Annotated in this window: 14 protein-coding genes, 1 tRNA gene and 1 pseudogene; 8 read left to right on the forward strand and 8 right to left on the reverse strand. The window is 68.6% G+C overall.

Translation table 11 applies throughout. The features are described from left to right. Positions 1–457, forward strand: a pseudogene (locus tag VJT49_RS11560) (recombinase family protein); the annotation flags it as partial. On the opposite strand, the gene VJT49_RS11565 reads toward VJT49_RS11560, so the two are convergent. Next, positions 439–522: transfer RNA gene (locus tag VJT49_RS11565), tRNA-Leu, on the reverse strand. The pseudogene VJT49_RS11560 and the gene VJT49_RS11565 overlap by 19 nt on opposite strands. A gap of 490 nt (positions 523–1,012) precedes the next feature. Here VJT49_RS11565 and VJT49_RS11570 point away from each other — a divergent pair. Both VJT49_RS11570 and VJT49_RS11575 read left to right on the forward strand, forming a co-directional pair. Continuing rightward, positions 1,013–1,225, forward strand: coding sequence for a hypothetical protein (locus VJT49_RS11570; RefSeq protein WP_324164758.1), 213 nt, complete (start codon positions 1,013–1,015; stop codon positions 1,223–1,225). Positions 1,226–1,433: 208 nt separating this feature from the next. Beyond that, the gene (locus tag VJT49_RS11575; protein ID WP_324164759.1) at positions 1,434–1,559 is read left to right on the forward strand and encodes a hypothetical protein; all 126 of its coding nucleotides are present in this window, start codon (positions 1,434–1,436) and stop codon (positions 1,557–1,559) included. Between the two features lie 843 nt (positions 1,560–2,402). Here VJT49_RS11575 and VJT49_RS11580 read toward each other — a convergent pair. After that, entirely contained in the window at positions 2,403–2,798 is a 396-nt protein-coding gene (locus VJT49_RS11580) for a hypothetical protein (protein ID WP_324164832.1), read from the reverse strand. Positions 2,799–2,947: 149 nt separating this feature from the next. On the opposite strand from VJT49_RS11580, the gene VJT49_RS11585 reads away from it, so the two are divergent. Both VJT49_RS11585 and VJT49_RS11590 read left to right on the forward strand, forming a co-directional pair. After that, on the forward strand, positions 2,948–3,217 hold the full coding sequence (locus VJT49_RS11585) for a hypothetical protein (RefSeq protein ID WP_324164760.1): 270 nt from the start codon (positions 2,948–2,950) through the stop codon (positions 3,215–3,217). Between the two features lie 45 nt (positions 3,218–3,262). Next, the gene (locus tag VJT49_RS11590) at positions 3,263–3,445 is read left to right on the forward strand and encodes a hypothetical protein (protein WP_324164761.1); all 183 of its coding nucleotides are present in this window, start codon (positions 3,263–3,265) and stop codon (positions 3,443–3,445) included. Here VJT49_RS11590 and VJT49_RS11595 read toward each other — a convergent pair. From VJT49_RS11595 to VJT49_RS11615, 5 genes are read right to left on the reverse strand one after another with little or no spacing between them, the layout of a single operon-like run. Beyond that, on the reverse strand, positions 3,436–4,467 hold the full coding sequence (locus VJT49_RS11595) for an LLM class flavin-dependent oxidoreductase (protein WP_324164762.1): 1,032 nt from the start codon (positions 4,465–4,467) through the stop codon (positions 3,436–3,438). The two genes, VJT49_RS11590 and VJT49_RS11595, sit on opposite strands and share 10 nt — an antisense overlap. After that, entirely contained in the window at positions 4,464–6,035 is a 1,572-nt protein-coding gene (locus tag VJT49_RS11600) for an ABC transporter ATP-binding protein (protein WP_324164763.1), read from the reverse strand. Before VJT49_RS11600 ends, VJT49_RS11595 begins: the two co-directional genes overlap by 4 nt. Then, the gene (locus tag VJT49_RS11605) at positions 6,025–6,861 is read right to left on the reverse strand and encodes an ABC transporter permease (RefSeq protein ID WP_324164764.1); all 837 of its coding nucleotides are present in this window, start codon (positions 6,859–6,861) and stop codon (positions 6,025–6,027) included. Before VJT49_RS11605 ends, VJT49_RS11600 begins: the two co-directional genes overlap by 11 nt. Continuing rightward, complete coding sequence (locus VJT49_RS11610) at positions 6,854–7,804, reverse strand: ABC transporter permease (protein ID WP_324164765.1); 951 nt, start codon at positions 7,802–7,804, stop codon at positions 6,854–6,856. Before VJT49_RS11610 ends, VJT49_RS11605 begins: the two co-directional genes overlap by 8 nt. After that, positions 7,801–9,405, reverse strand: a complete 1,605-nt coding sequence (locus VJT49_RS11615) for an ABC transporter substrate-binding protein (protein ID WP_324164766.1) — start codon at positions 9,403–9,405, stop codon at positions 7,801–7,803. The genes VJT49_RS11610 and VJT49_RS11615 overlap by 4 nt, the downstream gene beginning before the upstream one ends. 157 nt (positions 9,406–9,562) lie before the next feature. Between VJT49_RS11615 and VJT49_RS11620 the strand changes: the two genes are divergently transcribed. The 3 genes from VJT49_RS11620 to VJT49_RS11630 all read left to right on the forward strand — a co-directional run bounded on the left by VJT49_RS11620 (position 9,563) and on the right by VJT49_RS11630 (position 12,238). Beyond that, positions 9,563–10,585, forward strand: a complete 1,023-nt coding sequence (locus VJT49_RS11620) for an ABC transporter substrate-binding protein (protein ID WP_422652935.1) — start codon at positions 9,563–9,565, stop codon at positions 10,583–10,585. 4 nt (positions 10,586–10,589) lie between these two features. Beyond that, positions 10,590–11,732, forward strand: a complete 1,143-nt coding sequence (locus VJT49_RS11625; RefSeq protein WP_324164767.1) for an LLM class flavin-dependent oxidoreductase — start codon at positions 10,590–10,592, stop codon at positions 11,730–11,732. A gap of 158 nt (positions 11,733–11,890) precedes the next feature. Beyond that, positions 11,891–12,238 (forward strand): DUF6166 domain-containing protein, encoded by a 348-nt coding sequence (locus VJT49_RS11630; RefSeq protein ID WP_324164768.1) that lies wholly within the window; start codon positions 11,891–11,893, stop codon positions 12,236–12,238. Positions 12,239–12,340: 102 nt separating this feature from the next. Here VJT49_RS11630 and VJT49_RS11635 read toward each other — a convergent pair whose 3' ends face one another. Then, on the reverse strand, positions 12,341–13,819 hold the full coding sequence (locus VJT49_RS11635) for an ASCH domain-containing protein (RefSeq protein ID WP_324164769.1): 1,479 nt from the start codon (positions 13,817–13,819) through the stop codon (positions 12,341–12,343). Between the last annotated feature and the right edge of the window lie 32 nt (positions 13,820–13,851).

Here is a 13,851-nt window from a genome sequence, read left to right on the forward strand (position 1 = left end):
CGGCGGACTGTTCGCCTACGAGAAAGTTGACCAGACGGTGGCCGCGTTGGTCGAGTCGCAGGGCGGCGCGAACGCATCGAGCGCACACGACGCGGCCAAGAAGCGGCTCGACACTGCTGAGGCGAAGCTACGGCGGCTACGCGCGGCGATCGAAGCCGGGGTCGAGCCCGCCGCACTCGTCGAGGCGATCAACGACGCACAAGCCCAGCGAGCCGCCGCGCGGAACGAACTGGAGCGGGCACCGGAGCGCGCGACGGCCGACGTCGCCGAGGTCTACGCACGGATCGATTCACTGAGTGACCGGGGCCGGGCGCTGAACAGCGCGAGCCCGGAGAAGTTGCAGGACTTCTACGAGGAACTGGCCCTGGAGATGATGTACCAGGCAGAAGAACGGGCCGTGGATGTAACCATCCGTCCGGCCCGTAGGGATAGTGCCGGTGTCCGAGGGGGGACTTGAACCCCCACGCCCTTTACGGGCACTAGCACCTCAAGCTAGCGCGTCTGCCATTCCGCCACTCGGACTTGCTGGACAACAGGGTAGCCGATGCGGGAGGGCTTCGGCATTGGGGGGCCGTTGCACGACGAGATCGACAGGTGCGGTATAAGGCCGCATGGTGACGCAGGGTGACAACCTTCAATTGATTACTTAGAGTTATAGATGGGATGGGAGAGGGGTAGGTAGAGGCGTCGAGGCTGGGCCCAGGGGAGGCGCCGCAAACGCGAGAAGTGCAAAGTGGATAGACGTCGGCGAACGTCCAAAATCAGCGGCCTGCCGCGCGGTTCACGTTGGCCTGTTTGGGCTTGTAGTATGACCTGGGTCTCAGAAACTCTGTCCAAGGGGCCTGCGATGGCAGCAGCGTCTTCTCCTCGAAGCCAGGCCGGGCGGCCGCGCGAAGAGCGTGGTAGGGAGGTTCGGGAGCCTGTGGCGCGGACGCTCACGCTTCCGTTCGTCACGCTCCAGTTCCGGATGCCACGTTTGCGCAGCCCTGACGTTCGGTTGCCGTCACCGAGAGTGAGTACAGAGAACAACGTGGGCGCGGCGGTGAAATCGGTGCGCCCGGCTCTGCTGCCTCCCGGTGAGCTCGCCTACTACGGCGGGCTCGGGTTGATGGCGGTGTTCGGCCTGGTCGAGTGGCCGGTCGCGGGCGTGTTGGCGTTCGGCACGATGATCGCTCGGGCCGGCCGGGAGAGCAGTCAGGCGCGGGCGCGGGGGAGTGGTGGATAAGGCGTTCGCGGGCTACTGCGACGAGTGTTGCGGCAGCCGTGGCAGAGCTGTTGTCTCGAAACCGGTGATGACCTGCCAGAGCGTCCGCATTGTCACCACCTCTTCTGAATCAGTTCACTTACGGGTCACCTGGAACCCGTGGAGCGGTCACCCCGATGAATGACCGTGGCCTGCGGAAACGCCGACATTGGCACGGAGGAGACCCCTGATGCCCGACCTGTTCGCCACCATTCTCGCCAAGGCCGGGATGCTGCTGCTGGAAGCCGTCATCGTCCGCGTTGTGCAGGAGATCTTCGTCCAGCTCACCAAGCCACGGGAGGCGGCCATCGCCTGAGTGGTCCCTTCCGCTCTCGAAGCGGCCCGGTCCTGTCGGTGGCACACGGAGACGCATCCTGAGTAACCGGCGTCAGGAGGGGATCCGGATGCACCTCGAGTTGACCGACGAGGAGGCTGTGGCTCAGCGCGGCCTACCTCGGTGACCTGTCCGCGGAGATCTCGCACACCGACAATCCGGCCTTCCGCCGTCTGCTGTGTGATCGTCGCGCTCACCGATCACGTGCATGGAGACGGGTACGCCGCGCCGGCGTTGCACACACTTTCGGCGGAGCGGGCGCCGTCGCTTGGGCGGTTGAGCCGGATCGGCCCGAGTGGGAAGGCGCCTGCCGCTGCCGATCTCAGGGCGGGCGCCTTTCACTGCCTGCAAGTGTATAACGCCATATACGGCATGACGTCGTTGGGCCACTCGCCCATATCGTCACCACGAACCACCCAAAAAACAACAATGCCCAGAGTCCGGGTTGTTTTCTGTGACACCCGGCTCACCCTTGGTGTTCATGCCAGGTCTCCCGAAGCCGTGAGGCTGTGCCCGGTATGACCGGTCGGGGTACGAGTGAGGTTTTCCGTTGGGCCATCACGATCACGGCGAGGTTTCGCTGCCTTCGCGATGGACACCGAGATCCCGGACGAGGTGCCCCGGCGGTCGATGTTCCGCCGGGCCGGACTGCTGGGCGCTGGCCTGGCGGCGGGCAGCGTACTCACCGCGGGCACGGCGATGGCCCACCCGGGTGGCTGGTGTCCACCACATCCACACTCAGTACAGCTCCGACGCCAAGTACCGGGTGATCGACCAGGTGCGGCACGCCGGTGCCTATGGCCTCGACTGGATGGTGATCACCGATCACGGCAGCCAGATGCACGCCAAGATCGGGGTCGAGAGAAGGTCAACCCGGACATCGTGGCAGCCCGCGCGCGGATCCCTGGCACCCTGGTCTTCCAGGGACTGGAGTGGAACATCCCGGCCGCCGGGTATGGCACCGTCTTCGTGCATCCGGGCCGCAACGAGGTCGCGCTGCTCAAGGCGTTCGAAACCGGCTACAGCGGCGCGGCGAAGGGCACCACGGCAGGCACGACGGCCTACGAGGCGCTGGCCATCGCCGGGGTGAGCTTCCTCGCCGACGCGGTCCGTCTGCGCCGTGTGGCCCGCGCGCTGTTCCTGGCCAACCACCCGGCCCGCAAGGGTATCGACTCCCCGCATGAGATCCGCGCCTGGCGCGACCACCATCGCGGTCGGCATCGAAGGCGCGCCACGGGCACCAGGCCGGTGGGCCGCCCGCACCGCACGGACCGGGTGGCGCCCGTGGCAGTTACGACAACAGCCCGAGCGCAGACTCCTTCCCGGGCTACCCGCTGGAGAGCTACCGGACCTGGGGTGGCTTCGACTGGATGGCCGCCACAGTGGGCGGGCTCTGGCACAGCCTGCTCGCCGAAGGCAAGCCGTGGTGGATCACCGCGACCTCCGACTCCCACAACGTCCACGCAGACACCTCGGTGCGCGGCCCCGGCACCGACTTCACCACGAACGGCTTCCACAACGACCCCGTCTACTCGCCGAGGCGGCGCGGGCTGGTGTCGCGTCCGGTACCGGCCGGCCCGAACTGGCCGCGGAAGACGCGGTGGTCGAGCGCGTGTCCCACGCGGCGGGCCCGGCGGTGATCTATCCGGGTCATGCCGCGCTGACCGGGACGCTGACCGGGCACCGTGCTGGCGCGTTCGGCGATCACACGCCTGGCCGTGGTCGGCGGAACCGGTCAGCCCGGCGAAGACGACCGTCCCGAATGGCGCGACGGCGAGCTGGTCCTGAGTGTCACGCCGCTATGGCCGGGGCACTACGCGCCGCCCGAGGTGCCGAATCCGACCCCGTGCTGCGCCGATCACGCCTGAGGCTCGGCCCACGCACGCGAAGGCAGGTCCTTGCGTACCTGGGGCATGATTTCCGCGGCGAAAAGCTCCAGGACGTCGCGGGCCTCGGCGGTGTCCAACCCGTCGACGGAGACGGCTTGGACTTCGTGGCCGAAGGAGGCGTGGTAGTCCCCGATCTTGTCGATCACCTGCTGCGGGCTGCCGACCAGCGCCGAACCGTTCGCGATCTTCTCTTCCAAGGTGGTGAACTCGGACCTGTTGTGCTGGTAGGCGGCGGTCTTGGTGAGCGCCTCGAAATGGGGCCGGTAGCCCGCGATGGCGGCCTGCGAGGTGCTGGCCACGTATAGGCCGCCGGCACCTGAGCCGACGAGGGCGTCGGCCGGGTCGCGGCCGTAGTCGGCCCACTGTCGCCGGTAGTGGTCGATCAGGTCGGCGTATTTCTTCTTGGGATGGAAGCCGTTCGCGGTGAACAGCGGGTCACCCCATTTCGCCGCCAGCTCGGTCGGTTCGGTGCTGGACGCGCTGCCGTGCCAGATCCGGGGCCGGTCGTGAAACGGTCGTGGCTGGGTGGTGATCTCGTCCAGTGGTGGCCGGAACTGCCCGGACCAGGTCACTTTCTCCTCGTACCAGAGCCGGCGCAGCAGTTCGAACTTCTCCGCCTGGTATTCCCACTGCCGGCTTTCCTCGAGCCCGAACAGCGGGAAATGGCGGGGGTCGTTACCCTTGCCGATCATCAGTTCCAGCCGCCCGCCGGAGAGCTGGTCCAGGGTGGCGTAGTCCTCGGCCACGCGGACCGGATCGAGCACGCTGATCACGGTCAGCGTGGTCAGCAGGCGGACGTGTTCGGTGTTTTCCGCGACGGCGGCCAGGATCACCGGGGGAGACGAAGACAGGAACGGCTCGCCGTGGCGTTCGCCCACGCCGTAGGCGTCGAACCCCAGTTGCTCGGCGAACACCGCTTCGTCGATGACCCGGCGCAGCCGGTCACGCTGGCTCATGCCGCCGGAATAGTTGGCCACCAACGAGTACAACGCGAATTTCATGCGGCCTCCGGTGTTCTGCTTCCCGGAATCGCGGTGAGCAATTCCTGGGTGTATTCGTGCCGTGGTGTGCGCAGGACCTCGTCGGCCGGGCCCAGTTCCAGCAGCCGGCCTGCCCGCATGACCCCGACCTGGTCGGCGATCTGCCGCACGACGGCGAGATCGTGGGAGATGAACAGGTAGGTCAGGCCCAGTTCGTCCTGGAGATCGGCCAGCAGGCGCAGTATCTGGGCCTGCACCGAAACGTCCAATGCGGACACGGGCTCGTCGCAGACGACGAACTCGGGCCGCAGGGCGAGCGCTCGCGCGATGGCGACCCGCTGGCGCTGGCCGCCGGAAAGTTCCGCCGGTTTCCGGGTCAGCATCGACGCGGGCAGCGCGACCTGGTCGAGAAGCTCCGCCGCGCGCCGCTTCCGGTCGCCGATTCCGAACGCGCGCAGTGGTTCGGAGACGATCCGGCCGATGGTGAGTTTCGGATTCAGCGAGGCGTACGGGTTCTGGTAGACCAGTTGCATCCGGCGCCGCAGCAGCCGCAGCCGTTCGCCGCGCAGGCTCGTGATGTCCTCGCCGTCGAAGGAAACCGTGCCGGCGGTGGCGGTTTCCAGCCGCAACAGCAGGCGTGCGGTGGTCGACTTGCCCGAGCCCGACTCGCCGACCAGCGCGAGCGTCCGGCCGCGTGGGATGTCGAAACTGACCTGCTCCACCGCGGTCCTGCCGGAGAAGTCCTTGGTCAGGCCACGCGCCGAGACCAGCGTCTCGCCGGGCGCGCGCGGTGGCCGGATCGGCTCGCCGGCGAGGCTTGGCGCGGCGGCCAGCAGACGCCGGGTGTAGGGGTCGGCGGGTGCGGCCAGGACCGCGCCGCCGGAACCTTCCTCGACCACGTGCCCTTCGGACATCACCGCGATCCGGGAGGCGCGGTCCGCGGCCACGCCGAGGTCGTGGGTGATCAGCAGGACCGCGGTGCCCGACTCGGCGGCGAGTTCTTCGAGATGGTCGAGGATCTGCCGCTGCACGGTGACGTCGAGCGCACTGGTCGGTTCGTCCGCGATGATCAGCTTCGGCCGTCCGGCGAGCGCCGCGGCGATGAGTACCCGTTGCCGCAGGCCACCGGACAGTTCGTGTGGGTACTGCCGGGCGCGGAGTTCCGGCTCGTCGATCCCGGCCCGCCGGAGCAGTTCCACCGCTTGCGCGGGCGCCGTTTTCCGGTCCGCCGTTCCGTGGATGAGGAGCACTTCGGCGACCTGTCTGCCGACCCGTTGCACGGGGTTCAGCGAAACCGTCGGGTCCTGGGGCACGAGCGCGATCTCCCGTCCGCGCACCGACCGCCAGCCGCGTTCGGACAGGCCGGGCAGCGACCGTCCGGCGTAGGTGATCGACCCGGTGTCGATCCGGCCGCCACGGGGGAGGAGCCCGATCACGGCGTGCGCGGTGGTGCTCTTGCCCGAGCCAGACTCACCCACGACGGCCACGATCTGTCCGGAGTGGACGGTCAGGTCGACGTCCCGCACCGCGGGCACCGAGCGGTAGGACACCGACAGCCCCCGGATGGCCAGGAGTTCGCTATTCGCCACGGTTCGCTCCCTCCAGCGCGCGGGAAATACGGTTCGCGGCCAGGACGACGGCCGCGATCACCAGTCCGGGCAGGGTCGTCATCCACCAGGCGACGGCCAGGTAGGCGCGGCCACCCGCGACGAGCGAGCCCCATTCCGGTGCCGGTGGCGCGGCGCCGAAGCCGAGGAAGCTCAGTGAGGAGATCTCCAGGACGGCGACGCCGAAGGTGAGCACGGCCAGCGCCAGCACGGGGCCGGAGGCGTTCGGCAGCACATGCCGGGTGAGCACGCCGGGCCACCGGACTCCGCCGGCTCTGGCCGCTTCGACGTAGACGCCGGTGCGTACCCGCAGCACCTCCGCGCGCATCAGCCGGGCGAAATGCGCCACGTTGGCCACCCCGACCGCGACCGCGATCTTCGTGGTGCCGAAGCCCAGCGCGGTCACCAGGGCCAGTGACAGCAGGATCGACGGTACGGCGAGCAACACGTCGACGATCCGCATGATCAGCGAGTCCAGCCAGCCGCCGCGCGAACCGGCGATCAGCCCGATGATCGATCCCGCTACGAGCGCGATCAGCACGGCGAGCACCGTGGCCCGCAACGACAGCCCCGTGCCGTGGACCACTCGCGCGAAGATGTCGCGGCCGGTTTCGTCGGTGCCGAACAGATGCGCCGCCGACGGGCCCTTCAGTTTCTGGCGCGGAATCCCGGCGAGTGGGTCGTAGCCGGTGAACAGGCTCGGCGCCAGTGCCCAGCCGAGGACGAGCGCGACCACGAGCACCGACAGCACCAGCCCGGGACTGCGGAGCAGGAACCGGGAGCGGGTCAGGGTCGCGATGTCAGCCACGGGCCGCCTCCCGGTTCCGGGTTCGCGGGTCGAGCAGCGGGTACAGCAGGTCGACCAGCAGGTTGATGGTGACGAAGAAGAACGCGGCGAGCACGATCACCGCCTGCACCACGGGGATGTCCTGCAGGCTGACCGCACTCGCGGTGACGCGGCCGATGCCCTCCCGGGAGAACACCGTCTCGGTCACCACCGAGCCGGCCAGCAGCTGGCCGCTCACCACGCCGACCAGGGTCAGCGCGGGCATTGCCGCATTACGTAGCGCGTGTCCGAAGTGGACCCTGGCCCGGCTCGCCCCCTTCGCCATGACGATCTCGATGTAGGGCTCGGCGAGCTGGGTTCGCAGGCTTTTCGCCAGTACCTGGCCGATCACCGCGCCGGTCGGCAGCGCGAGGGTGATCGCGGGCAGGACCAGCGACTGCACGCCGTGGTTGCCCAGCGCGGGCAGCACGCGCAGCCGGAACGAGAAGATCTGGATCAGCACCAGTCCGACCCAGAACACCGGTAGCGCGGTGCCCAGCGAAGGCAGCGACAGCAGGAGGTTGTTCAGCCAGCGGAAGCGCGTGTAGGTGCCGAGCAGCGCGACCCCGCCCCCGAACAGCACCGCGAGTGCCAGGCCGAGCCCGGTCACCGCGAGCGTGGGTGGGAGCGCGGACAGCACCTGGTGGGCCGCGCTGTCACCGGTGGCGATCGAGGTGCCGAAATCGCCGTGCAGCGCGGCGAGTAAGCGCTTGCCGTACTGCACCGGCCAGGGGTCGTTGAGCCCGTAGGCCTCGCGTGCCTGCTGGAGCTGTTCCCGCGTCACCGTCTGCGCGCCTTCGCCGCCGCCGAGCTTCGCGAGGACCGCGTCGCCCGGCAGCAGGTAAAGGATCACGAACGACAGCGTGAACGCCGCCCACAGGACGACCAGCGCCTGCAGGATCCGCCGTATCACGTGGTTTCTCATGAGACCCATGCGTCGAACAGCTGCAGCCGCGACGAGGCTTCGAAAGACACGCCGTGCGCCCTCGAGCTGGAGGCGACCACTTGGGTCAGCTCGAAGACCGGGATGGCGTAGGCGTGGTCCACGATGAGCTGCTGCGCCTGTTCGGCTCCGGGCTTGCGAGCGGCGGAATCCGCGGTGGCCGCCTGCTGGTCGAGCGCGGTGTCCAGGGGAGTGCCGGCGGGCAGGTGGCTGCGGTTGCCCGCCTTGGCGGAGAACTGGTTGCGCAGGATGTCCGGGTCGGCCCTGGTCACGTTGTACCAGAGGAAGTCGTAGGCGCCGCTCTGCTGGATCTGCAGGGTTTCGGCCGTCGTGTGCAGTTCGATCGCCAGGTCGAAGCCGACCTTGCGAAGCTGCTGCTGGATCAGTTCCAGCACGCTCTGGCTCTGGTTGAACGCCGCCGCGAAGACGACCTTGGCGCCCAGGCGCTGGCCGCCCTTCGTCCGGATCCCGTCGGGCCCGGGCACCCAGCCGTCGCCGTCCAGGAGCGCGGCCGCGCCTGCCGGGTCGTAGGCGAGCTGGGCGGACAGGTTGGTGTAGAGGGGAGTGGTGGAGGCGAGAATGCTGGTGGCGGGCTTGTAGTTGGGGCTCAGCACGGTTTCGGTCACCTCCTGGCGGTTGACGCCCTTGCCGACCGCCTGACGGACCTTCTCGTCGGCCAGCACGCCCCTGGTCACGTTGGCGGTCAGGTTGAACACCACGCCGGGATTCGGACGAGTCGACTCCGTGAAGCCGTTGCCCTGGAACTGTGCCTCGTCGACGGGCTGCACCTCGGTGGTGGCGTCGAGCTGGCCCGACAACAGGCTTCCGGTGCGCACCCCGGGCTCCGGCACGATCTTGTAGTCGATCTTGTCCAGGTAGGCTTCACCCTGGTGTTTCCACAGCGAGGAACCCCAGGCGTATCCCTTGCGCTTGGCGATGACCAGTTCGGAGTTCTGCTTGAAGCTTTCGAACACGAACGGCCCGGAGCCGATCAGTCCGTCGCCCTGGCACCGCTGGTCGGGCGTCTTCCGGTAGGCGGCGGGAGCCAGCACACCCAGCGACATCGTCGAGCTGGCTTGCAGGAACTGCGCGCTGGGGGCGGAGAAGTCGAGCCGCACGGTCCGGGGGTCCAGCACCGTGCTGCCGGTGTAGGCGGCGAGATAGCCGGAACCCAGCAAGGATTTCGCGCCCAGCGCCTTGATCCCGTCGAAGCTGGTCTTGACCGCCGGCGCGTCCACCGGGGTGCCGTCGGAGAAGGTCGCGCCACTGCGCAGGTGGAAGGTGAAACTGGTCGAGGTCGCGTTGGTCTCCCAGGACTCGGCCAGCCACGGCTTGATTTCGCCGGTCGCCGAGTCCTGGTCGGTGAGCGAGTCGACGAGCTGGCGGCCGACGTTGAGCGCGGCGTTCGTGCCGACCTGTTGCGGGTCGAGGCAGTCCGGGTTCGAGCCGACGGCGAGGGTGAGCGTGCCGCCGGAACGTGGCGGCCCAGCGTCGGCGCCCGTCGTGGCGGCCGACGAGCAGGCGGTGGCGAGCAGGACGGCCGCGCCGACGGGGAGAACCTTGCGGATGGTCGAGTGGTGCACGGCGATCACGGTAAGCGCCGGCAGCCCTTCCCATTTCGCTTCTCACCATCTGGACCTTCCCGGAAGCTGGGAGCATTTGACCGGATTGGACCACCCTGGCCACCATCACGGCTGTCGGAAGTCTGCTGGAAATCTGTTGTTGTCAGGGGAGTTTCGCGTGCAGTCCATCCGGAACCGGGCGCGCAGGTTGATCAGCCTTGCGATCCTGCTGGCCCTCGGCCTGAGCGGGTGTGGTGGCGGGCACTCCGGCGGGACCGCCGCCGTTCCACCTTCGGTGAGCGCGGCCGAACTGGCCAAGGTCACGCTCAAGGTCGGCGACCAGAAGGGCGGGTCGCTGGCGATGTTGAAGGCCGCGGGGCAGTTGGACAACCTGCCGTACCGGATCGAATGGTCCACGTTCACCTCCGGCACACCGCTGGTCGAAGCCGCCTCGGCGGGCGCCATCGACATCGGCCGGGTCGGCAACACGCCACCGATCTTCGGTGCCGCGGCCGCCGCGAAGATTTCGGTTGTGGCCGCGGCACACAGTGGGGTGGCCGGGGACGCGTTGCTCGTGCCGGCGGACTCGCTCCTGCACGACGTGAGCGAGTTGAAGGGCAAGCGAATCGCCGTCGCGAAGGGCAGTTCGGGGCACGGTCAGCTGCTCTACAACCTGCGCGAAGCCGGTCTGTCCACAAAGGATGTCAAGCTGTCCTACCTGCAACCCGCCGACGCCTACAGCGCGTTCACCCAGCACGAGGTGGATGCGTGGGCGATCTGGGAACCTTATACCTCGCAAGCGAAACTGGATTCCGGCGCGCGAGTGCTCGTCGACGGCACCGGAAGTGCCAACGGCTATTCCTTCCAGATCGCCGGAAAGGCCGCGCTCGGCAACGCGGGCAAGAACACCGCGATGCGCGACTACGTCGTGCGGGTCGCGAAGGCCCAGCTTTGGGCCACCGCACACCCCGACGAGTGGGCGCGGGCCTGGGCCGCCGACACCGGGCTGAAACCGGAGGTGACCGCCGCCGCGGTGCAGAACAGGTTCGACAAACCCGTGGCGCTGGACGCCACAGTGATCGACTCCGAGCAGCAGCTCGCCGACGCGTTCACCGAAGACAAGGCGCTCACCGGCAAGGCCGACTTCGCCGCGGTCGTCGACGACCGGTTCGCGCCCGACCTCGCCGCCGTCAGGGGATGAGAAGATGGCGTTGACCTTGCACTGGTTCCTGCCGACCTCCGGCGACGGCCGCACGATCGTCGAACGCTTTCACCGGAACCGATCCCAAGGCCCCACCGCGCAGCGCGCCGCCGACATCGACTACCTCGCACAGATCGCCCGGGCCGCCGAACAACTGGGGTTCGAGGGTGTGCTCACCCCGACCGGGACCTGGTGTGAGGATGCCTGGCTGGTCACCGCGGCGCTGATCCGCGAGACGAAACGGCTGAAGTTCCTGGTCGCTTTCCGGCCTGGCGTGATCTCGCCGACGCTCGCCGCGCAGATGGCGTCCACCTACCAGCGGATCTCCTCGGGAAGGTTGCTGCTCAACATCGTCACGGGCGGAGACGCCGTCGAACAGCAACGGTTCGGCGACTGGCACGACCACGACGAGCGGTACGCGCGGACCGACGAATTCCTCACCATCGTGCGCGGAGTGTGGAGCGGCACGCCGTTCGACTTCGAGGGCAAACATCTCCGTGTCGCGGGCGCCACGGTGCTCGCGCGACCCGATCCGGTGCCGGCGCTGTATTTCGGCGGCTCGTCCCCGGCCGCGCTGCCCGTCGCCGCGCGGCATGCCGACGTCTACCTGACCTGGGGTGAACCTCCGGAGCAGGTGGCCGAAAAGATCGGCCGGGTCCGGCGGCTCGCCGAGCAGGCAGGCCGCCGCGTCCGGTTCGGTATCCGGCTGCACACAATTTCCCGGGACACCGCCGCCGAAGCCTGGGCGGAGGCACAGAAGCTGCTGGACGCGCTGAGCCCCGAACAGGTCCGGCGCGCGCAGCAACAGCTCGTGGCCAGCGAGTCGGTGGGCCAGCAGCGGATGGTCGCGCTGCACGGTGGTGGGCTCGGCAACGGTCTGCGCGGGCTGGAAATCCATCCGAACCTGTGGGCCGGGATCGGTCTCGTCCGCGGCGGGGCGGGCACCGCCCTCGTCGGAAGCCATACCGAAGTGGCCGACCTGATCGAGGAGTACCACTCGGTCGGCATCGAGGAGTTCGTCCTGTCCGGCTATCCGCACCTGGAGGAGGCCTACTGGTTCGGTGAAGGGGTCCGGCCCGAACTGGCGCGCCGCGGCCTGCTCGGCGAAGCGACGCCGCCCGGATCGGTGCGGCGGCTGGCGGTCTGACCGGTGAGACGTATTTGGGGGTGGCCAGTTCCAGTCTCATTGTGGATCGGGGCCACCGGATAATGGCCCGTTATCCGGGTAACACCCTCAACCCCGAAAGGCCACCAATCCTGTCATCGGCTGATCCGCCGGAGAGGGCTTGGCGCTAGCGGGAGTCGGTGACGGTGCTGCGCCGTCTGCGGCCGCAGACCAGCAATATAGAGGGGCACACTTTCGGCTGGGGCTACAACGGCAACGGCACCAGCGTCGCCGCCGCGGCGATCCTCGCCGACGTGCTCGACCTGCCCCGCGACCTGTGGTGGGGAACGATGAGCCGCGCCGCCGAGGACGAGGTGCTGGTCCGGCTGAGGGAAGACCTCTGCCGCGAGGTGCTGATCGACGCCGCCGACGAGTGGCGGCTGTCCCGGATCGCGCTGCTGCGCTGGATCTGCGGCTGGTACACCCTCAACCACGTCGGCCCGTACCCCGCCGTGGTGGCCGGGATACGGGCCGGATTCCGTCGCTGACCTGCTGGTCAGGCAGGATGTCGTGTGCCCCAGGGCATCAGGCCCGGGGCGGTGGGTGTCCTCGGCGGTCGCCGCATCGGGCGAGCGCCGGGGACCTGCCCGTCAGGCGGGGCGGGGCGGGTCGACGAGCTCGATGCCGATCGCGACGACGCCGAGGGCTTCGCGTTCGGGCGGGTAGATCTGGCGGATGTTCGCGAGCTGGTCGGCGCGGGTGGCCAGCGGGTTGACCGAGGCGACGTCCTGGTGGTCGAACATCTCCTCGAAGCTGGCGTACCGGTTGACCGCGGTGACGCGGGTGAGGACGGTGTCGCCCTGGCAGCGAAACCGGATCAGCGACCCGGGTTTGATCTTCTTGCGGCTGGAGTCGTTGACCCGGATCTCGGTGGTTTTCCGGCCGGTGGCGATCAGGTCGAAGTAGCGCTTGTAGATGCCCATCTCGTGGGCGCGGACGGCGGGTTCGGCGGGACGTACGGTCATCAGGCGGCCCAGTTCCTTGACGGTGAACGATCGGAAGAAGTGTTTCGGGTCGGTCAGCAGCTCGCCGACCAGCCAGACCAGCGCGTCGACGTAGTCGTCGACCGGACCGGGCCAGGCGGTGGTGTCGAGCATCCACGGCTCGACGTCGGCCGGGAGCGCGTCGGCGCCGCGCTCGCGCAGCAGCGATTTGGACAGTTTCGCCCCGGTCGGAGCGAGAACCTGCGGGGTGAAGATCCGGCTCGGCATCTGCGCCGGCGGAGTGGCCAGCGCGCCGAGGGCTCCGTCGACAAGCTGACAGCCGAAGGTCCAGTCGCCGCCCTTCATCATCACGTGCAGCGTGCGCTCGTCGCGGCCGAGGGCACGCTCCTTGACCAGGTTCCGGTACAGCGTCGCCAGGTCCAGGTAGGGCGCGTCGTCCTCGGGGTCGATGTGCACCTCGTAGGGCCCGTGGTCGAAACAGACCGCGGTGAACGTGGCGCCGTCCTCGTCCAGGTGCGCCAGTTTCGTCCGATCGCCGCGTTTCTCCGCCCACCCGCAGGACGGGCAGGGGATGCGGACGTGGACGACGCCGTGGCTGGGCGCCATCCACCAGCGGATGTCCTCCAGCCGTTCGAGGGTGCGGAGAAACTCGGCCCGGAAGCCGGGCGTGGCCTGCTGGTCGGTGTAGGTCTCGACCACGTAGTCGGTGTCGGTGGCCGCCGACAGCGAGTCGAAGAACGCCCGGTAGTAGCGTTCGATCAGCTCGCCGATGCCGTCCTTGCCCAGGGCGTGGACGTAGGTCTGCTGGTAGGCGTGGTGTGTTTCCGGGTCGAGCACGACGTCGTGCGGGGCGTTGTCCAGCACGCCGAACCGCACGGTGGTGTCGATGGAGAACTCGCGGCGGGCGATCTTGGCCAGCAGGAACGCCGCGGTCTGCACCAGGTTCGTCCCCAGGTGCGGGGCGCCGTTGATCTGGGTGCCGACCACGAACTCGATCCGGGCCGGCCGGGCGGCCAGGACGCGGGGGCGCAGGATGTCGATCGAGCGCAGCAGCGCGTTGGCCAGCACGCTGTTCGGAGAGATCAGCAGTGACGGCTTTCCGCTGCGAGACAACGCCCTCGCCATTTCAGGGTGAGGCTTTCCGTTGGCGTGCAACG

The sequence above is a fragment of the Amycolatopsis sp. genome (assembly GCF_035276945.1).
In the GTDB taxonomy this organism is placed as follows: domain Bacteria; phylum Actinomycetota; class Actinomycetes; order Mycobacteriales; family Pseudonocardiaceae; genus Amycolatopsis_E.

Bases quoted from the DNA above. Each gene is read 5' to 3' on its own strand.
- VJT49_RS11575 (WP_324164759.1), top strand. From the start codon at position 1,434: ATGCCCGACCTGTTCGCCACCATTCTCGCCAAGGCCGGGATGCTGCTG.
- VJT49_RS11580 (WP_324164832.1), bottom strand. From the start codon at position 2,798: ATGCCGACCGCGATGGTGGTCGCGCCAGGCGCGGATCTCATGCGGGGA.
- VJT49_RS11585 (WP_324164760.1), top strand. From the start codon at position 2,948: ATGGCCGCCACAGTGGGCGGGCTCTGGCACAGCCTGCTCGCCGAAGGC.
- VJT49_RS11595 (WP_324164762.1), bottom strand. From the start codon at position 4,467: ATGAAATTCGCGTTGTACTCGTTGGTGGCCAACTATTCCGGCGGCATG.
- VJT49_RS11610 (WP_324164765.1), bottom strand. From the start codon at position 7,804: ATGAGAAACCACGTGATACGGCGGATCCTGCAGGCGCTGGTCGTCCTG.
- VJT49_RS11625 (WP_324164767.1), top strand. From the start codon at position 10,590: ATGGCGTTGACCTTGCACTGGTTCCTGCCGACCTCCGGCGACGGCCGC.
- VJT49_RS11635 (WP_324164769.1), bottom strand. From the start codon at position 13,819: ATGGCGAGGGCGTTGTCTCGCAGCGGAAAGCCGTCACTGCTGATCTCT.